This is a genomic window from Streptomyces sp. NPDC059371, assembly GCF_042751995.1.
GTDB lineage: Bacteria > Actinomycetota > Actinomycetes > Streptomycetales > Streptomycetaceae > Streptomyces.
In genome coordinates this window covers 1-18,221 of the sequence record NZ_JBHYXD010000033.1, presented here as the reverse complement: position 1 = coordinate 18,221, position 18,221 = coordinate 1, and the positions used below count along the sequence as shown (strand labels likewise).

The following is an 18,221-nucleotide window of genomic DNA, read 5'->3' as shown; positions in this document are numbered from 1 at the left end:
CCGCGGGTGGGGCCCCTTCCCAATTCTATTAACAAACACACCAACCAACCCCCCACACACCGTTGGGGCCGGGGGTTAGCCGGCCCCCAACGGGAGGGAACGCCATGCGCTACCGCACGATCGGCACGGACCCGGGTACCCGTCGTGAGGTGAGTGTGCTCGCGCTCGGCGCGATGCTGTTCGGCTCACTGACCGACGAGAAGACGTCGTTCGCCGTACTGGACCGCTATGCCGAGGCCGGCGGCAACTTCATCGACACCTCCGACAACTACGCCTTCTGGACCGACGGCGGGCAGGGCGGCCAGAGCGAGGAACTGCTCGGACGCTGGCGGCGCAGCCGCGGCGTCGGCGACGAGATCGTCCTCGCGACCAAGCTCGGCGCACGCCCGCTGGCCCCGGGGACCGGCTACGTCGACAACCCCGAGGGCCTGTCGGCCAAGGTGATCCGCGAGGCCGCCGAGAGGAGCCGGGAACGCCTCGGCGTGGAGAAGATCGACCTTCTGTACGCGCACATAGAGGACCGCACCGTAGAACCGGGCGAGACGGTGCAGGCGTTCGCCGAACTCGTCGCGGAGGGCGGCGTCGGACTCCTCGGGGTGAGCAACCACGCCGTCTGGCGGGTGGAGCGGGCCCGCGCCCTGGCCGCCCTGGCCGGACTGCCCGGCTACGAGGTCCTCCAGTACCACCACAGCCTGCTGCGCCCGCGTTCCGACGTACCGAGCGGGCTCTTCCCCGAGGGAAACCTCGGCGCCGCGACCGGAGAACTCCTCAGCTACCTGGGGGCGGAGCCGGAACTGACCCTGGTCGCCTACTCGCCGCTGCTGGGCGGCGCCTACGGACGGCGGGACAAGCCGCTGCCGTCCGACTACGACCACCCGGGGAACGCGGCCCGGCTCGGCGTGCTCCGGGAGGTGGCGAAGGAGACGGGGGCGACCCTCAACCAGGTCGTGCTGGCCTGGCAGATCGGCGGCGAGCTGCCGGTGATCCCGCTGGCCGGCGCATCCTCGGTGGCCCAGTTGGAGGAGAACCTGGCCGCGGTGGACCTGGAACTCGGCCCGGACCAGCGGGCCCGTCTGGACGCGGCCCACTGACGTTCTCCGGCCCGCGTGTCCGCACGCGGTTCCGGGCGTCCGCTACGGGCGTCCGGCCCCGCCGGGCGGCCGGCGGGTGGTGAGCAGCAGGGCGATGTCGTCGGGGCGCTCGTTGGCCTGCCGTGCCTCCGCGGTGAGCAGATCGGCGGCGCGGGACAGGGACGGGCCGCCCGCCGTGCGGCGCGGCGGGCCCGCGTCGGCCAGGGTCGCGCGAAGCGCCTCGATCCCATCGTCGATGTCCGTGCCGGGCCGCTCGACCAGCCCGTCCGTGTACAGGGCCAGGACGGCCTCGGGCTCCAGCACCAGGTCCGTCACGGGGTAGTCGGCGTGCGGGTCCACGCCGAGGACCACGCCGCCCGGCAGGTCCAGGACCTCGGTGCGGCCGTCGGGGTGGCGCAGCAGCGGCTGCGGGTGCCCGGCCCGCGCCGCCTGCGCGACACCGGTCACCGGGTCCACCCGGACGTAGCAGCAACTCGCGAACTGACCCGGGTCGAGGTCGATGAGCAGCCGGTTGGTGCCGCTCATGACCTCGTCCGGCGAGTGGTCCCCGAGGGCGAACGCCCGGACCGCGCTGCGCAGTTGGCCCATGGTGGCGGCGGCCTGGACGCCGTGTCCCTGTACGTCCCCGATGACGAGGGCGAGCCCGTCGCCGGCCTCGACGACGTCGTACCAGTCGCCGCCCACGTCCATGCCCACGGTTCCGGGCAGATAGCGGCCCGCCGTCTGGACGAGGGGGTGCGCCGACAGCCGGTGCGGCAGCAGGGCCTCCTGGAGCCCGCGGGCGAGCGCCGCCTCGTTGTCGTAGCGCCTCGCCCGTTCCAGGGACTGCGCGATCAGCCCGGCGAGCGCGGTGAGCACCGTACGCTCCTCGGTGCTGAAGCCGCGGGGCTTGTCGAACCCGAGGATGCACGAGCCGACCGGGCGTCCGGAGGCGATCAGCGGAAGGAAGGCACGGGCCCCGACGGTGGCGTCCAGGGAGATGCCCGGGTAGGCGGCGGCGAGCTGCTCCATCGACTCGAAGAAGAGCGCCCTGCCGCTGGTGAGCGCCTCGACGCCGGGCAGTTTGGCGTCCAGGCCCACACCGTCGAAGGGGGCGAGGAACCCCTGCGGGAAGCCGGTCTCCCAGGCCAGATACAGCCTGCGGTCCTGGAGCAGGTAGATGGCCAGGCGGCGGCTGCCGAACGCGGGCAGCAGCTCGCGCATCACCACCTCGGACACCTGCCGCGCGGTCACCGCCTCCGTCAGCGCGATCGCCAGGACGATGGGCCGGTACTGCGGTGCCGTGCCCGGGACAGCGGTGTCGGGCTCCTCGACCTCGGCCCGTACCGCCTGCGTCGCCTCGACGTCGAACGGGGAGTTCCCGGTGCCGTCCGAGGCCCGCCCCAGCGGCGTGATCTTGCAGGTCACTCCGCGGGGTCCTGGATAGACGGAGAAGCTCAGCCAGGTGCCCGTCAGGTGGCCCGGAGTCGTCGCGGTGCCGCCTCCCAGCGGGCTGCGGGCCCGGAAGTGCACCGGGTCCGGTGAGAGCAGCGCGCCGCGCAGATGGTCCTCGTAGGCGGGGTGGTCCATCCAGGGCACCACGTCCCACAGCAGCCGTCCCAGCAGCTCGGCACGTGGCCGGCCGAGCAGCTCGGCGGCGCGCGGGTTGGTGTAGGTGATCAGCCCGATCCGGTCGATCGCGAAGACGCCCTCCGGGAGCTGGTCGGCCGCGCCGTCCGCGGCCGGTCCGGGTCCCGGGTCGACGAGCGCGCCGCTGACCCGGTAGGGCGGGTCGTCCGCTCCTCCCGCGGTCCACAGTTCGAGGAGCCGCAGTCCGCCGCCGCCGGTGCGTACCGGCAGCGGATGGGGCGGCGGCCGGCCGGCGGCGGTCTCGCGCAGGGCGGCCAGCAGCAGCCGGGGTTCGTCGTGGGCCAGCGCGTCCGCGAAGGCCTCGGGGGTCCCCGCGAAGTCCTCCTGGGGGATCCCGAGCAGCGCCCACAGGGCGTCGTCCGCGATCAGCCTCCCGTCGTCCGGATTCCAGGTGAAGCCCCCGACGCACCGGGTGGACGGGCCGTCGACCGGCGGCCGGGTTCCGAGCGGTTCGGCGTCCCACAGGACCGTGGAGCCGTCCTTGTCCAATTTCGCCAGACGGGCTCCGAGCTCCGCCGCCACCGCCGTCATCCGGTCGCGGTCCGGCAGGACCTCGGTGGCGTCGGAGGCCGGCGGGCGCAGCACGATCAGGACCCCGTACGACGTGGAGTCGCCGACGACGGGCACGTAGAGCGAACCGAACTGGAAGGGCAGTCCCGCCGCGAGCTGGGGGTAGCGGCGCATCGTCTCCGTCGGATCGGCGAGCAGTACCTCCACACCGAGCCGATGGGCGTCCGCGACCGGGAACGGCCGGTCCACGTGCATGCGCGACCAGGGGCGGAAGAGGGGGCCCGGCAGGCCCGCGAGCACGGCGAGACGCAGCAGTCCGGGCGTGCCGGAGCGCAGGTACACGCCTCCCGCGAAGCCGCGGGCGGCCCGGATCGCGTCCGTCACCGCGTCAGTGAGCAGGGAGGTCAGGCTGTCCAGCGCCCGGCCCTCACGCTCGGCGCTCCCTCTCATCGATCTGCCCTCGTCCGCCCGCCACCAGGGGGGTAACACAGCAAGAATGCGCCTCTCGGGTCGCTCACCGCACCTCGACGTCCTCCGCGGCACCGGGAGGTCAGGCCATTCTTCCCGGCCGCGCCCGAATGTGCCCAGCGCGAACATACCGGCTCGGGCCTGGTTCGGGAGCTGTCGGGAAGCGAGTGATTCAGAAGACCGGGCCGGGCCGCAGCGTCTCGGCCGCGGAGGCCGCCACGGCCTCGGCCACCGCGCCGAGGGCGGGGAAATCGAGCTTCCACTGCTGCCAGAACAGGGGGACGTCGATGTCCCGGCCGGTCGCGAGACGCACCAGCCGCCCGGCGCGCAGCAGCGGACCGGCCTGGACCTCGGGCACCATGCCCCAGCCCATCCCGGCCGCCACGGCGTCGACGAATCCCTCCGACGTGGGGACGAAATGGCGCAGCGTGCCCGCTCCGGGACCGCCGCCGAGGGCGCGGACGAAGTCGTCCTGGATGTCGTCGTCGCGGTCGAAGGCCACCACCGGGGCGGAGCCGATCAGCTCGTGCAGCGGTGCCTCGGTCCTGGTGCCGAGCCACTGTCCGGCGCAGCCGGGGCTCGCCACCGGCAGATAGCGCATGATCCCGAGGGCACGTACGGAGCAGCCGGCCACCGGGTCGGGCGACGAGGTGACCGCCGCCATCACCGTTCCCTCGCGCAGCAGGGCGGCGGTGTGGTCCTCGTCCTCGCGGCGCAGCTCGAAGCACAGCCCGAGTCCGTCCGGCACGCGGGCGAGGGCGGGCAGGAACCAGGTCGCCAGCGAATCGGCGTTCACCGCGATCGACAGCCGGGTGGGCTCACCGGAGCCGGACATGCCGAGCTCGGCGTGCGCGTCCCGCTCCAGCAGGGCGAGCCGGCGCGCGAAACGCACGACGATCTCGCCGGACTCGGTCGGCCGCACCGGCTTCGTCCGCGTCAGCAGGACCCTGCCGGTGCGCTGTTCGAGCGACTTGACCCGCTGGCTCACGGCCGAGGGCGTCACATGGAGGGCATGGGCCGCCGCGTCGAAGGTGCCCTCGTCCACCACGGCGAGCAGGGTGCGCACCTGGTCGAGGGGGAGTTCCGCCATCACGAGCGCTAAGGATACGTAAGAATCTTTAGCTGTACTCCTGGCGATCCGCTTTCTAGCGTCAAAGGCATGACAGACGCTCTCGCCGCAGCGGTCGCCGGATTCGGCGCCGGACTCTCCCTCATCGTCGCCATCGGCGCGCAGAACGCCTTCGTCCTGCGCCAGGGCGTCCGCCGGGACGCGGTCCTCGCCGTCGTGGGCATCTGCGCGCTGTCCGACGCGCTGCTCATCGCGCTGGGGGTCGGCGGGGTCGGTGCCGTGGTGGTGGCCTGGCCCGCGGCGCTCACCGCGGTCGGCCTGATCGGCGGCTGTTTCCTCGTCGTCTACGGTGTCCTCGCCGCCCGGCGCGTACTGAAGCCGTCGGCCCTGCGGGCGGCCGACGGATCCCCGGGCTCCTGGCGGCGTGCCGTCCTCACCTGCCTCGCCCTGACGTGGCTCAACCCGCACGTGTACCTCGACACCGTGTTCCTGCTCGGCTCGCTGGCGGCCGGCCGCGGATCGCTGCGCTGGACGTTCGGGCTGGGCGCGGTGCTCGCCAGCCTGTGCTGGTTCGCCGCCCTCGGGTTCGGCGCGCGGCTGCTCGGCCGCTTCCTCGCCCGGCCCGCGTCCTGGCGCGTGCTGGACGGTCTCGTCGCCACGACCATGATCGCGATGGGCGCCACCCTGATCGCCGGCGCCTGAACCGCCGGACCGCGCCGCCGGTGCCCCGTGCGCCCGTCCCGTTCGCGCCAATAGCCTCCCCCCGGGGGACACGAGCCGTCCACGCTCGGCCATAGTGATCCTCGAATCGAAAGATGTATCGAGCAACCAGGGTGAGCGTGGACACGAGCCAGAGCAGTACGGACAACGGCGCCGCGGAGCCGGACGGCAGCGGCGGCGCCGCGGTGTCCCACGGGAGCGGCGGCGGCGCGGAGTCCCACGGGAGCGGCGGCGGCGCGGAGTCCCACGGGAGCACGGAGACCGAGCGGCCCGACCGCTCCGGATGGCGCCGATGGGCCATGGACACCCGGCCGCTGCGCCGCCCCGCCTACCGCCGGCTGTGGTCGTCGACCGCCGTCACGTCCGTGGGCAGCCAGCTCACCGCCGTCGCCGTGCCCAAGCAGATCTACGACATCACCGGATCCTCGGCCTGGGTCGGCTACGCCAGCCTCGCCGGTCTGGTGCCGCTGGTCGTGTTCGCCCTGTGGGGCGGTGCGATCGCCGACAGCGTGGACCGCCGCAAACTGCTCCTCGTCACCAACGCCGGCATAGCCGTCACCTCGCTGCTCTTCTGGGCGCAGGCCGTCACCGGGCTGGACTCGGTGCTCGTCCTGATGGTCCTGCTCGCCCTCCAGCAGGCGTTCTTCGGCCTCAACTCCCCGGCCCGCAGCGCGTCCATCGCCCGGCTCGTCCCGGCGGACGAACTGCCCGCCGCCAACGCGCTCGGCGCGACGGTCATGCAGACCGGCTCGGTGGCCGGACCCATGCTCGCCGGTGCGCTCATCCCTCTCATCGGGCTGCCCGAGCTCTATCTGATCGACGCCTTCGCCCTGACCGTCACCGTGTGGGCCGTCCTGCGGCTCCCCGCGCTGCCGCCCCTCAACAAACCGGCCTCCCGGCGCGCGGGCCTGCGCGAAGTGGTGGCCGGCTTCCGCTACATCGCCCTGCACAAGGTGCTGCTGCTGTCCTTCCTCGCCGACATCATCGCCATGGTCCTCGGCATGCCGCGCGCCCTGTTCCCGCAGCTCGCCGCCGAGACGTACGGCTCCTACGGCGAAGGACTCGCGCTCGGCCTGCTGTTCGCGGCGATCCCCATCGGCGCCGTCGTGGGCGGACTGATGTCGGGCACCTTCTCCCGCGCCCGCCGGCACGGCCTGATGGTCATCGTCTCCGTCGCCGCCTGGGGCGCGGCCATCGCCGGGTTCGGTCTCAGCGACAGCCTGTGGCTCGCCGTGGCCTTCCTGGCCCTGGCCGGGGTCGCCGACATGGTCTCCATGGTCTTCCGCGGCGCGATCCTGCTGTCCGCCGCCACCGACGAGATGCGCGGACGGCTCCAGGGTGTCTTCACCGTGGTCGTCGTGGGCGGCCCGCGCGTCGCCGACGTCCTGCACGGCACGGCCGGTTCGGCCTTCGGAGCACCCGCCGCGGTCGCCGGCGGAGGCCTGCTGGTGATCATCGCGGTGCTTGTGCTCACTTTTGTCACACCGGCCTTGAGGCGTTACACAATCTGAATCTGAAAAACGACCATGGTGGTTCTAGAGTGACCGCCATGGTGGACACGCGGCCTACGTCGGCCTTCCACGCGCAGAACATCAGCGCGGACAGCACCTCCCGTCTGGTGGGCGCTCTCGATGCCCAGGACGTCAACGACGGCGTACAGCGCCTGCGTTCGTGGGCGCACGCGGCACTGGCCGTACGGCCCGGGGAGCGGGCGCTCGACATCGGCGCCGGCACGGGATCGCAGACCCGTCGTCTCGCCGCGGCCGTGGGCTCCCGCGGCAGGGTGCTCGGCATCGAACCCAACCCCGGACTGCGGGCCGTGGCCGAGCAGCGGGGGACCGAGGAACGCAGTGCCGCGCGCTTCGCCGACGCCGACGCCCTAGCCCTGCCGCTGCCCGACGCCACCGTCGACGTCGTGTGGTGCGAGCGGGTCCTCCAGCACCTCGTGGAACCCGAGAAGGCCGTCTTCGAGATAGCGCGCGTGCTGCGCCCCGGCGGACGCGTCGCCCTGCTGGACACCGACTGGGCGACCACGATCCTGCACCCCGGTGACCCCGAGACGATCGCCGCGCTCACCACCGGCGCCCTGTCCGCGGCCGCCGACCCGTACTCCGGACGCAAGCTGGTGGGACGGCTGACGGCCGCGGGACTCGTCATCGACGACCGCGGATCGCAGGCGCTGCTCCAGGACCACAAGTCGGTCGCCTGGCCGCTCATCCGCATGCTCGGCGACTCGGCGCTGAACCGCGGGCTCATCGACGAGCCGCGGCGCGACCGTCTGTACGAGGACCTCACGGAAGCCGCGCGCCAGGGCGGCCTGCACATGTCGGTGACGATGTTCGGGGCCGTGGCGCACCGTCCGGAATGACGGGGCCGGATTCGCGGCATAGCGCCCGGATTGATCGGGAATACAATGGAATAGCCGTCGCTGACGGGCCAGTACGCAGATTTCCCCTGGTATTGGGGGTACGCGAACACCATGTACACCGCGAGCCAAGATCTGATCACAGCAAGCTCATCGCTCAACGCCGGCGCCGCCTTCATCGGCGGCCTCATCATCGCCGGTGCCCTCGTCTGGGCCGTCCGGATGGGCATCAGGGTCCGGAACCTGGAATCGCGCCCGCCCACACCCGAGGAGCAGCCCAGGCTGCCCGACAGCGGGGCGGTGCACGAGGAGCGCGAGATGCGGGAACCCGACGAGGTCCCGCACGCCGTGGACGAGAGCGAGCGGCTGATGCCGTACAACATGCACTCCGCGGGAACCAAACACGCTGATGACCAGCATCGCAAGCGCTGGCAACCAGGATCCAGCGGGTCCTTCGGCAGCGGCGGACCCGGCAGAACCTGACCGGGACGCGAAGGAGCCGACCGCCGCGGGCGGCCGGCTCCTTCGCCTTCGCACACCGGGCCGTGGCTACGGGAGATCGGCCGCCGAGTCCTCGGGAGCGAGGTCGGGACGCAGCCGCAGCCACGACGGCTGCCGGAGCAGTCCGGCGCGGGTACGGGTGCTGTAGCGGACCTCGCCCACCAGCCGGGGGAGTACCCAGCGCGCCTCGGCCGCCTGCGGGACGGTGTCGAACGGGCAGCTACCCGTCTCGGCGGCCCGCAGCAGCCGGGCCAGTTCGGCACGTTCGGCCGCGTTCCATCCGGTGCCCACGCTCCCGACGTAGCGCAGCCTTCCCTCGTCGCGCTGGCCCACGAGCACGGCGCCGGGCAGGCCCGACAGACGCCCCTTCCCGGGGACCCAGCCGCCGACCAGGACGTCCGCGGTCCTCATGTTGCGGATCTTGATCCAGGACCGTGAGCGCACGCCGGGCTCGTACACCGAGTCCAGCCGTTTGCAGACGAGCCCCTCCAGACCGCTCGCCCGCGTCGCCCGCAGGGCCTCCTCGCCGTGCCCCACGAGTGCCGTCGGCGTCGACCAGAACGGGCCCGCCAGGGAGAGGCTCTCCAGCGTCCGGCGCCGCCGCGCGTACCGCTGGCCCGTGAGATCGCCGCCCAGATGCATGACGTCGAACAGGACGAGATGAGCCGGTGCCTGCCCGGCGCGCCGGGCCGCCCTGCCCGGCGACCGGGCGAGACCCATACGGGACTGCAGGAGCTGGAAGTCGCCCCGGCCCTGACCGTCCAGGACCAGCACCTCGCCGTCCAGGACCGCCGCCGTCGTGCCGAGCGCACCGCCGAGTGCCCGCAGTTCCGGGTAGGCGGCGGTGATGTCCTCACCGGAGCGCGCCCGCAGGGTCACGCTGCCGTCCCCGGGCAGATAGACCACGGCACGCTGACCGTCCTGCTTCGTCTCGTACGCCCACCGCATGTCCTGGCCGGGGGCCGGCAGGGATCCGGGCGTCGCGAGCATGGGCGCGATCAACGGCAGCTTCGGCAGATTCACACCACCTGTCTCGACCCCCCACCGCCCCCACATGCTTCCCCGCCGCCCGTTTCGCCTGAACGGCCGCGCCGCGGCGATCCGGGGCGGTGACCGGAGCGGTGACGGCAGGGCGGCCCCTCAGCCGTCCAGCGCCTGGGTGATCAGGGTCTGGAGGTACAGGCCGCGGTGGGCGTCGAGGGGGCCCGGGTGGTTCGAGCGGACGGCGGTGGCGAACTCGCGGCGCAGTACGGGCCAGGACTCCTCGTGGTCGAGGGTCCCGAAGTCCAGGACCAGCTCGGGATGCCGGCCGAACAGTTCGACGCGGGTGATCCCGTGCTCGACCTCGACCGAGCCCGAGAGGGAGGCCTGGCTCACGGCGCCGCTCTCGTGCTCGCAGGTGAGTTCGAGCCAACGGCGCGGGTCCCCGGCGCCGCGCACCCGGACGATCGGCCCCAGGGCCGCGTCCAGCAGGTCGAGCAGATGCGGTCCGAGGTCCAGGAGTGCTCCGTGCTCCAGGCGCCACGGGGTCGCGAAGTCGCCGCCCAGGAAGGCGCCGCTGAGACCGCAGGAGCGGGCGCCCGAGACGTCCAGGGTCCGCGCCTTCGCGAGGAACCGCCGGGTGGCCGGGTGGTAGCGGTTCGTCAGGACGAGTTGCGAGACCACGCCCGAGGCGTCGATGACGTCCACGAGCCGCCGCGCCGCGGGCAGGTCGAGCGCGAGCGGCTTCTCCAGGAGCAGGGCCTTGCCCGCCTCGGCGGCCCGTACGGCCAGTTCGGCCTGCACCGCGGGCGGAACCGAGAAGGCCACCGCCTCGCAGTCGTCGAGCAGTTCCTCGAACGTCGCGGCGACCCCCGCGCCGTACGGGGCCGCCGTCTCGTGGGCGGCCTCCGGCCGGCGTGCCCACACCGACGTCAGCACCGTCTCGGGTCCGGCGGCGAGCACCCGGGCGTGCACGGCCCGCGCCCAGGGCCCCGCGCCGACGAGCCCCACCCTGACGGGTGCGTGGTTCCAGGTGGGCGAGGTGGTGGTCACGGCATCTCCTCTGCGCTGTACGGAATCTGACGCGCCGCCGGCCGACGGCGCCGCCGAGGGGGAGCGGCGGTTGCGGACGCAGGATCCTCGGACGTGTACGTGTGATCAGACTTCACCACGGCGTCCCGTGGTTCGGCCAGCGGCCGGCCGCCGGCGGCGAGCGGCCGGCAGCCGGCAGCCGGCAGCCGGTGGCCGGCAGCCGGCGGGCATCGGTCAGTGGTCCGGGCCCCCGGCCTCCGCCCACACCCACTCGCACCACCGCCCCACGGGCACACAGGGGCGCGGAAGCCCGGCGCGCGAACCCGGAAAGCGCGCCTCTGTCGGTCTCCGCCCGCCGCGCGCCATCATGCCGGACATGGATCCCACACAGGACAAAGCAGGCCTCGGGGGCGGTACGGACCTGCCCGCGCTGCCGGAGGACTGGGAGCGGTGTCTCGCCGTGGCCGCCCACCCGGACGACATCGAGTACGGCACGGCCTGCGCCGTCGCGCGCTGGACGGCACAGGGCAAGCAGGTGAGCTATCTGCTGGCGACCCGGGGCGAGGCCGGCATCGACGGCCTGCACCCGGACCGGGCGGCACCACTGCGCGAGGCCGAGGAACGGGCCGGCGCCCGGCAGGTCGGCGTCGACACCGTCGAGTTCCTCGATCACCGCGACGGCGTCGTCGAGTACGGGACCGCGCTGCGCCGGGAGATCGTGCGCGCGATGCGCCGCCACCGGCCCGACATCGTGGTGTCCGGCGCGTTCACGGTACGGATGGTCGGCGGCATGACCAACCAGGCGGACCACCGGGCCGTGGGCCTGGCCGCCCTCGACGCGGCACGCGACGCGGGAAACCGCTGGATCTTCCCCGAACTCGCCGACGAGGGTCTGGAACCCTGGAACGGCATCCGGATGGTCTGCATCGCCGGAGCGGAACAGCCCACCCACGGCGTCGACGTCACCGGCGAACCCCTCGAACGCGGCATCGCCTCGCTGGAGGCGCACGCCGAGTACACCAAGGCCCTGGGCGCGGGCGCCTTCGAACCGCGGCCGTTCCTCACCTGGGCGGCCGGCATGGGCGGAGCGGCGCTCGGCGTCGAGTCCGCCGTTCTCTTCGACGTCCACCAGCTCGTCCCGGACGGTCCGCCGCCCTGGGTGTGAGCACGACCGGCCCACCGGCCCCCGCGGCACGGCGGCGACTTGACCCGATCGTGGGGGCCGGAGCGGGGAGGGACTCATAGGCTGTGCGCGAGTGATCACCGTCGAACCGGAGGAGCGAACGTGACACCACGCCCGCACGAGGCCGCACGACGCACAACCGTCCTTCGCCGCGAGGCCGTTGTCGCGGCCGTCCCCGTGGCCATCGCCGCCCTGCTCACCGCGGCGGGCCCCGCCACGGCGGCAGGGACCGTGGGCTCCGCCGGCGCGGGAGACCCGTACTTCCCTCTCTCGGGCAACGGCGGCTACGACGTCCGCCACTACGATCTGACGCTCGGTTACGACCCGCACAGCCGCCACCTCGACGGCAAGGCGGTCATCACCGCCAGAGCCACGCAGCGGCTGAGCCGGTTCGACCTCGACCTCAGCGGGCTGAAGGTCACCGGCGTCACCGTCGACCACGCCAAGGCCGCGTTCCGGCGCGACGGCCGGGAGCTCGTCGTCACCCCCAAGGACACCCTGCGCAAGGGCCAGGAGTTCCGCGTCACCGTCACCTACTCCGGCACCCCGAAGCCGGTCACCGACCCCGACGGTTCCCTCGACGGGTGGATCCCCACGGACGACGGCGCGTTCGTGGCCGGCGAGCCGCAGGGCGCGATGACGTGGTTCCCCGCCAACAGCCACCCCACGGACAAGGCGTCGTACGACTTCACCCTGACCGTGCCGAAGGGGAGCACCGCCGTATCCAACGGCGTCCTGCTCGGGCAGCGGACCGCGAACGGCCGGACCACCTTCCGCTGGCGCCAGTCCGAACCGATGGCGGCCTATCTCGCCACGGCGACCGTCGGCACGTTCAAGGTCGAGCAGTACACCACCCGCGACGGCCTCAAGATCTACAACGCCGTCGACCCGCGCGAGGCGACCGCCGCCGCGCCGGTCGTCAAGAAGCTGCCGTCCGTCCTGGCCTGGGAGAGCAAGCTCTTCGGCCCCTACCCCTTCCGGGCGGCCGGAGCCATCGTCGACCGGGCCCCGCAGGTCGGCTACGCCCTGGAGACCCAGACCCGTCCCGTGTACGACTCCGCGCCCGACCTGGACACCCTCGTCCACGAGAGCGCCCACCAGTGGTTCGGCGACTCCGTCACCCTGACCCGGTGGAAGGACATCTGGCTCAACGAGGGCTTCGCGACCTACACCGAGTGGCTGTACGCCGAGCAGCACGGCGGCAAGAGCGCGCAGAAGGCCTTCGACACGCTGTACGCCACCCCCGCGGGCAAGGACCTCTGGGCGTTCTCGCCTGGTGACCCCGGCAGCGGCGAGCACATCTTCGAGACTCCGGTGTACGCCCGGGGCGCCATGGTCCTGCACAAGCTGCGCACGGCGGTCGGCGATCCCGTGTTCTTCCGCGTCCTGCGCACCTGGGCCACCGTCCACCGCGACGGGCACGGGACGACGGCCCAGTTCATCCGGCTCTCCGAGCGGGAGTCCGGCAAGGACCTCTCCGGTCTCTTCCACACCTGGCTCTTCACGGCCGGGAAGCCCGCCTCGGCCGGAAGGGGGCGTCCCGACGGGGGGGGCGCGCGCCGGGCGACCCGGCCCGCCCACCACCACCACCCCCCGCGCGCGCCCGCCCCGCCCGGCCCGCGCGCTCCCCCCCGCGGGCCCCCCCCCGGCGGTGGCCGCGGTCCGGCTCAGGCCGGCCGCAGCCACACCGTCGCCAGCGGCGGCAGCGTCAGTTCGATGCTGGTCGGGCGGCCGTGCATACCGATCGCCTCGGCCTTGACGGGCTCGGGGTGGACGATGTCGCTGCCGCCGTAGCGGAGGCTGTCCGTGTTGAGGACCTCCTGCCAGGCGGGGACGTTCTCGGGGACGCCGAGGCGGTAGCCGTGGCGGACGGCGGGGGAGAGGTGGGAGACGGCGAGGAGGGGGGTTCCGTCGGCGGCGTATCGCAGGAAGGCGAAGACGTTGTCGTCGGCGGCGTCGCCGACGACCCAGGTGAAGCCGGACGGGTCCGTGTCGCGTTCCCACAGCGCGGGTTCGCCGCGGTAGAGGGTGTTGAGGTCGCGGACGAGATCCTGGACCCCGCGGTGGTCGGCTTCGGCGCAGTAGGCGGGGTCGAGGAGCCACCACTCGGGGCCCTCGGCCTCCTTCCACTCGCCGCCCTGCGCGAACTCCTGCCCCATGAAGAGCAGTTGCTTGCCGGGGTGGGCCCACATGAAGCCGAGGTAGGCGCGGGCGTTGGCGCGCCGCTGCCACCAGTCGCCGGGCATCTTGGAGACGAGTGCCTGCTTGCCGTGCACGACCTCGTCGTGGGAGATCGGCAGGACGTAGTTCTCGCTGTAGGCGTACACCATCGAGAAGGTCATCTCGTTGTGGTGGTACTTGCGGTGGATCGGCTCGTGCTGCATGTATTCCAGCGAGTCGTGCATCCACCCCATGTTCCACTTGAGGCCGAAGCCGAGCCCCCCGTCGGACGTCGGACGGGTGACGCCTTCCCAGGCCGTGGACTCCTCGGCGATCGTGACGACGCCGGGGTTGCGGCGGTAGACGGTGGCGTTCATCTCCTGGAGGAACGCCACCGCGTCGGGATTGTCCCGCCCGCCGTGTTCGTTGGGGGCCCACTCGCCCTCTTCGCGTGAGTAGTCGAGGTAGAGCATGGAGGCGACGGCGTCGACCCGCAGGCCGTCGATGTGGAACTCCTCGCACCAGTAGGTGGCGTTGGCGACGAGGAAGTTGCGGACCTCGCGGCGGCCGTAGTCGAATTCGAGAGTGCCCCAGTCGGGGTGGTCGGCGCGTCGCGGGTCGGCGTGTTCGTACAGCGGGCGGCCGTCGAACTCGGCGAGTGCCCAGTCGTCGCGGGGGAAGTGCGCGGGGACCCAGTCCATCAGGACGCCGATGCCGGCGCGGTGCAGGGCGTCGACGAGGTACTTGAAGTCGTCGGGGGTGCCCAGGCGCGCGGTGGGCGCGTAGAACCCGGTGATCTGGTAGCCCCACGAGCCGCCGAAGGGGTGTTCGGCGACGGGCATGAGCTGGACGTGGGTGAATCCGAGGTCGGTGACGTAGGCGGGGAGCTGGTCCGCCAATTGACGGTAGGTCAGGCCCGGCCGCCAGGACGGGAGATGCACCTCGTACACCGAGAACGGTGCCTCGTGCAGCGGGCGGTGCTTCGCCCGCTCCTTCATCCACTTCGAGTCCCGCCACGTGTACGACGACCGTGTCACGACCGACGAGGTCGCCGGAGGCACCTCGGTGCGGCGGGCCATGGGGTCGGCGCGCAGGGTGCGGGATCCGTCGGGGCGCGTGATGTCGAACTTGTAGAGCGTCCCCTCACCCATGCCGGGCAGGAACACCTCCCACACGCCGGACGATCCGAGCGAGCGCATCGGGTACCCGGCGGCGCCGTCCCAGTGGCAGAAGTCCCCGCAGACCCGGACCCCTTGAGCGTTCGGGGCCCACACGGTGAAGCGCGTTCCCTCCACACCGTCGTGGGTCATCGGCTCGGCGCCCAGCGCTCGCCACAGCTCCTCGTGGCGGCCCTGGCCGATCAGATGCAGGTCGAACTCGCCGAGTGCCGGCAGGAACCGGTAGGGGTCCTGCGTCTCGAACTCGGTGACGTCGTACGTCACCACCAGGGTATAGGCGGGAATCGCGTCGAACGGCAGGACGGAGCCGAAGAGCCCGTCGCCCAGATCGTCCAGCGCCGTACGGTTCCCGTCCACGACCACCGCCACCCCCTGGGCGTACGGCCGCAGCGCCCGGAACACCACTCCGCCCGGCACCGGATGCGCACCCAGCAGCGCGTGCGGATCGTGATGGGCGCCGGAGAGCAGCCGCCCCCGATCCGTGGGGTCCAACGCGGCGGGCTGCGCGGACGGGGCGGCGGGCTTGGCCCGTCGAACGCGGGAGGATGCGGTGCGGGTCACGGCTTGGGCCTCTCGAACTGGGGGGGTGTCGGGGGTTCGGCGGGAGTGCTCAGGCTGGTCGGTGGTCGGTGGTCGGTGGTCGGTGGTCGGTGGTCACCGGTCACCGGTGATCGGTGGCGGGTGGCGGGTCGTCAGGGGCTGTCGGCGAGCCGTCCGACGGCCGCCATGGGTACGGGCAGCCAGTCGGGCCGGTGCCGTGCCTCGTACAGCACCTCGTACACGGCGCGGTCCGTCTCGTACGCGCGCAGCAGTTCGGGCTCCTCGCGCGGGTCCCAGGCCGCGGCGGCGGCGTAGCCCGCGCAGAAGGCCTCGCGGCAGCGCTCCGCCCACTCGGGACGCCAGGGCTGCCGGGAGCGGGCCGCGTAGTCGAAGGACCGCAGCATGCCCGCGACATCGCGTACAGGCGACTGGACACGCCGACGTTCGCTGATCGGGCGGGCGGGTTCACCCTCGAAGTCGATGACCGACCACCGCTGCCCGGCGCGCAGCACCTGGCCGAGGTGGAGATCGCCGTGGATGCGCTGGGCGGGGCGGACCGCGGAGTCCAGGGCGGCGAGGGCGTCGAACGCCGATCGCAACCCGGGCGCGTGCGGGCGCAGTTCGGGGACGGAGCGGACGGCGGAGTCGAGACGCCCGTGCATCGCCTCCGCGAGCCGCTTGTTCCGGTACGGGCTCGGCGCGTCCACGGGGAAGGCCTCGGCCAGGGTCAGATGCACCTCGGCGGTGGCCCGGCCCAGTTCGTACGCCTCGCCCGTGAAGTCGTGCCGTGAGCCGAGGGACTCGAGCGCCAGCGCCCAGCCGTCGGCGGCGCCCCGCAGATACGGCTGGAGGACGCCGAGGGTCGCCTCCTGCGGCTCCGAGGTCCGGAACCACGCGGCCGGCGCGGGGACGCGGGTGCAGCCCTGCCGGGCCAGGGCGCGGGGCACTTCCAGGTCCGGGTTGATGCCGGGCTGCACGCGCCGGAAGACCTTCAGTATGAACGCGTCTCCGTAGACCAGCGAGGTGTTGGACTGCTCGGCGTCGAGGAGACGCGGCGCGAGACCGGACGGCACCGTCACACGGGGGTCGCGTTCGAACCGCAGCGGTCCCGCCGTACCCGAACGGCGCAACCGCTCCAGGAGCAGTCCCGCGGCCTTCGGATCGTGGAAGGCGTCGTACACGGTCAGGTCGGCCAGCGGGCCGGCGCTCGCCCGGCCGATGAAGGCGTGGGCCAGCCGTGGCGGCAGGACCTCCCGCACACCGAGGAGCAGTTGGTAGCAGTCCTCGGCCGCGGGGGTGCCGGCCGTGCCGTGGGCGGGCGGGCCGAGGTGCTCGGTGCGGACCAGCAGATGCAGACACCCCGGGTACAGCTCGGTGGTCGACAGCAGGGTCAGATCCGTCACGGGCCTGCCCTTGCCCGCGAACCAGCGCTGCCGCGGCAGCCAGGCGCGCAGCAGCTCGGCCAGCGAGGTGAGCAGCGGAGCGGTGTCGAGGCCGCTCGGACGCTGCAGAGCGGTGTTCGCCATGACGGCACGTCCTTTCAGGGGCGGGCGGGCTGTCGAGGGGGACGCGTTCACGATCGCCTCGTGGTGCCGGGCCCGACCGCGGGGCGCAGCCGGAACCAGTAGAAGCCGTGACCGGCGAGGGTCAGCAGGTAGGGCAGTTCGCCGATGGCCGGGAACCGCACGCCGCCGATGAGCTCGACCGGGTGCCTGCCGTCGAAGGTGCGCAGGTCGAGCTCGGTGGGCTGGGCGAAGCGCGAGAAGTTGTGCACGCAAAGGACCAGGTCGTCCTTGTATTCCCGCAGGAAGGCGAGGACGGCGGGGTTGGAGGAGGGGAGTTCGGTGTAGGAGCCGAGTCCGAAGGCTTTGTTCTGTTTGCGGATCTCGATCATGCGGCGGGTCCAGTGGAGCAGGGAGGAGGGCGAGGACATGGAGGCCTCGACGTTGGTGACCTGGTAGCCGTAGACGGGGTCCATGATCGTGGGGAGGAAGAGGCGGCCGGGGTCGCTGGAGGAGAAGCCGGCGTTGCGGTCGGGGGTCCATTGCATGGGGGTGCGGACCGCGTCGCGGTCGCCGAGCCAGATGTTGTCGCCCATGCCGATCTCGTCGCCGTAGTAGAGGATCGGGCTGCCGGGGAGGGAGAGCAGGAGGGCGGTGAAGAGTTCGATCTGGTTGCGGTCGTTGTCGAGGAGGGGGGCGAGGCGGCGGCGGATGCCGATGTTGGCGCGCATACGCGGGTCTTTCGCGTATTCGGCGTACATGTAGTCGCGTTCTTCGTCGGTGACCATTTCGAGGGTGAGCTCGTCGTGGTTGCGCAGGAAGATGCCCCATTGGCAGTTGCCGGGGATGGCGGGGGTCTTGGCGAGGATCTCGGAGACGGGGTAGCGGGACTCGCGTCGGACGGCCATGAAGATGCGGGGCATGACGGGGAAGTGGAAGGCCATGTGGCATTCGTCGCCGCCGGAGGGGAAGTCGCCGAAGTAGTCGACGACGTCCTCGGGCCACTGGTTCGCCTCGGCCAGCAGCACCGTGTCCGGATAGTGCGTGTCGATGTCGGCCCTGAGCCGCTTCAGGAACTGATGGGTGGCGGGGAGATTCTCGCAGTTCGTCCCCTCCTCCTGGTAGAGGTAGGGGACCGCGTCGAGGCGGAACCCGTCGATCCCCAGATCCAGCCAGAACCTGAGGGCCGCCAGGATGTCCTCCTGGACGGCCGGGTTCTCGTAGTTGAGGTCGGGCTGGTGGGAGAAGAAGCGGTGCCAGTAGTACTGCTTGCGGACGGGGTCGAAGGTCCA

Annotated in this window: 13 protein-coding genes and 1 pseudogene; 7 read left to right on the top strand and 7 right to left on the bottom strand. The window is 72.4% G+C overall.

Annotated features, from left to right (window positions below):
• The first annotated feature begins 104 nt into the window (after positions 1-104).
• Positions 105-1,091 (top strand): aldo/keto reductase, encoded by a 987-nt coding sequence (locus ACFXGX_RS20140; RefSeq protein ID WP_384792791.1) that lies wholly within the window; start codon positions 105-107, stop codon positions 1,089-1,091.
• Positions 1,092-1,133: 42 nt separating this feature from the next.
• On the opposite strand, the gene ACFXGX_RS20135 is transcribed toward ACFXGX_RS20140, so the two are convergent.
• Positions 1,134-3,680, bottom strand: coding sequence for a SpoIIE family protein phosphatase (locus ACFXGX_RS20135; RefSeq protein ID WP_384792789.1), 2,547 nt, complete (start codon positions 3,678-3,680; stop codon positions 1,134-1,136).
• A 190-nt stretch (positions 3,681-3,870) separates the two neighbouring features.
• Entirely contained in the window at positions 3,871-4,791 is a 921-nt protein-coding gene (locus tag ACFXGX_RS20130) for a LysR family transcriptional regulator ArgP (protein WP_384792786.1), read from the bottom strand.
• 66 nt (positions 4,792-4,857) lie between these two features.
• Here ACFXGX_RS20130 and ACFXGX_RS20125 point away from each other — a divergent pair, with 66 nt between their 5' ends.
• From ACFXGX_RS20125 to ACFXGX_RS20110, 4 genes are all read left to right on the top strand, one after another.
• Positions 4,858-5,469 carry a LysE/ArgO family amino acid transporter gene (locus ACFXGX_RS20125; RefSeq protein ID WP_384792784.1) on the top strand — a complete coding sequence of 204 codons (612 nt, stop codon included), beginning with the start codon at positions 4,858-4,860 and terminating at the stop codon, positions 5,467-5,469.
• Between the two features lie 113 nt (positions 5,470-5,582).
• Positions 5,583-6,998: an MFS transporter gene (locus tag ACFXGX_RS20120; protein WP_384792781.1), complete on the top strand. Its 1,416-nt coding sequence runs from the start codon at positions 5,583-5,585 to the stop codon at positions 6,996-6,998.
• Positions 6,999-7,036: 38 nt separating this feature from the next.
• On the top strand, positions 7,037-7,855 hold the full coding sequence (locus tag ACFXGX_RS20115) for a methyltransferase domain-containing protein (RefSeq protein ID WP_384792778.1): 819 nt from the start codon (positions 7,037-7,039) through the stop codon (positions 7,853-7,855).
• Positions 7,856-7,966: 111 nt separating this feature from the next.
• Entirely contained in the window at positions 7,967-8,335 is a 369-nt protein-coding gene (locus ACFXGX_RS20110) for a DUF6479 family protein (RefSeq protein ID WP_355768438.1), read from the top strand.
• A gap of 66 nt (positions 8,336-8,401) precedes the next feature.
• Here ACFXGX_RS20110 and ACFXGX_RS20105 read toward each other — a convergent pair whose 3' ends face one another.
• Entirely contained in the window at positions 8,402-9,343 is a 942-nt protein-coding gene (locus ACFXGX_RS20105; protein ID WP_384792958.1) for an ATP-dependent DNA ligase, read from the bottom strand.
• 150 nt (positions 9,344-9,493) lie between these two features.
• The gene (locus ACFXGX_RS20100) at positions 9,494-10,387 is read right to left on the bottom strand and encodes a Gfo/Idh/MocA family protein (protein WP_384792775.1); all 894 of its coding nucleotides are present in this window, start codon (positions 10,385-10,387) and stop codon (positions 9,494-9,496) included.
• 355 nt (positions 10,388-10,742) lie between these two features.
• Here ACFXGX_RS20100 and ACFXGX_RS20095 point away from each other — a divergent pair, with 355 nt between their 5' ends.
• Both ACFXGX_RS20095 and ACFXGX_RS20090 read left to right on the top strand, forming a co-directional pair.
• Complete coding sequence (locus ACFXGX_RS20095) at positions 10,743-11,531, top strand: PIG-L deacetylase family protein (RefSeq protein ID WP_384792773.1); 789 nt, start codon at positions 10,743-10,745, stop codon at positions 11,529-11,531.
• 120 nt (positions 11,532-11,651) lie between these two features.
• Positions 11,652-13,067 (top strand): annotated as a pseudogene (locus ACFXGX_RS20090) (M1 family metallopeptidase); the annotation flags it as partial.
• Between the two features lie 149 nt (positions 13,068-13,216).
• Here ACFXGX_RS20090 and glgB read toward each other — a convergent pair.
• The 3 genes from glgB to treS form a co-directional block, all read right to left on the bottom strand.
• Positions 13,217-15,379 (bottom strand): 1,4-alpha-glucan branching enzyme, encoded by a 2,163-nt coding sequence (gene glgB, locus ACFXGX_RS20085; RefSeq protein WP_384792955.1) that lies wholly within the window; start codon positions 15,377-15,379, stop codon positions 13,217-13,219.
• Positions 15,380-15,579: 200 nt separating this feature from the next.
• The gene (locus ACFXGX_RS20080; protein ID WP_384792771.1) at positions 15,580-16,953 is read right to left on the bottom strand and encodes a maltokinase; all 1,374 of its coding nucleotides are present in this window, start codon (positions 16,951-16,953) and stop codon (positions 15,580-15,582) included.
• Between the two features lie 47 nt (positions 16,954-17,000).
• The coding region (gene treS, locus ACFXGX_RS20075; RefSeq protein WP_384792768.1) for a maltose alpha-D-glucosyltransferase at positions 17,001-18,221 on the bottom strand (1,221 nt) is incomplete at its 5' end.

Coding starts and splice junctions, on each gene's coding strand:
- ACFXGX_RS20080 (WP_384792771.1), bottom strand. CDS start 16,953: ATGGCGAACACCGCTCTGCAGCGTCCGAGCGGCCTCGACACCGCTCCG.
- ACFXGX_RS20135 (WP_384792789.1), bottom strand. CDS start 3,680: ATGAGAGGGAGCGCCGAGCGTGAGGGCCGGGCGCTGGACAGCCTGACC.
- ACFXGX_RS20115 (WP_384792778.1), top strand. CDS start 7,037: ATGGTGGACACGCGGCCTACGTCGGCCTTCCACGCGCAGAACATCAGC.
- ACFXGX_RS20120 (WP_384792781.1), top strand. CDS start 5,583: ATGTATCGAGCAACCAGGGTGAGCGTGGACACGAGCCAGAGCAGTACG.
- ACFXGX_RS20110 (WP_355768438.1), top strand. CDS start 7,967: ATGTACACCGCGAGCCAAGATCTGATCACAGCAAGCTCATCGCTCAAC.
- ACFXGX_RS20140 (WP_384792791.1), top strand. CDS start 105: ATGCGCTACCGCACGATCGGCACGGACCCGGGTACCCGTCGTGAGGTG.
- ACFXGX_RS20095 (WP_384792773.1), top strand. CDS start 10,743: ATGGATCCCACACAGGACAAAGCAGGCCTCGGGGGCGGTACGGACCTG.
- ACFXGX_RS20105 (WP_384792958.1), bottom strand. CDS start 9,343: ATGCTCGCGACGCCCGGATCCCTGCCGGCCCCCGGCCAGGACATGCGG.
- ACFXGX_RS20125 (WP_384792784.1), top strand. CDS start 4,858: ATGACAGACGCTCTCGCCGCAGCGGTCGCCGGATTCGGCGCCGGACTC.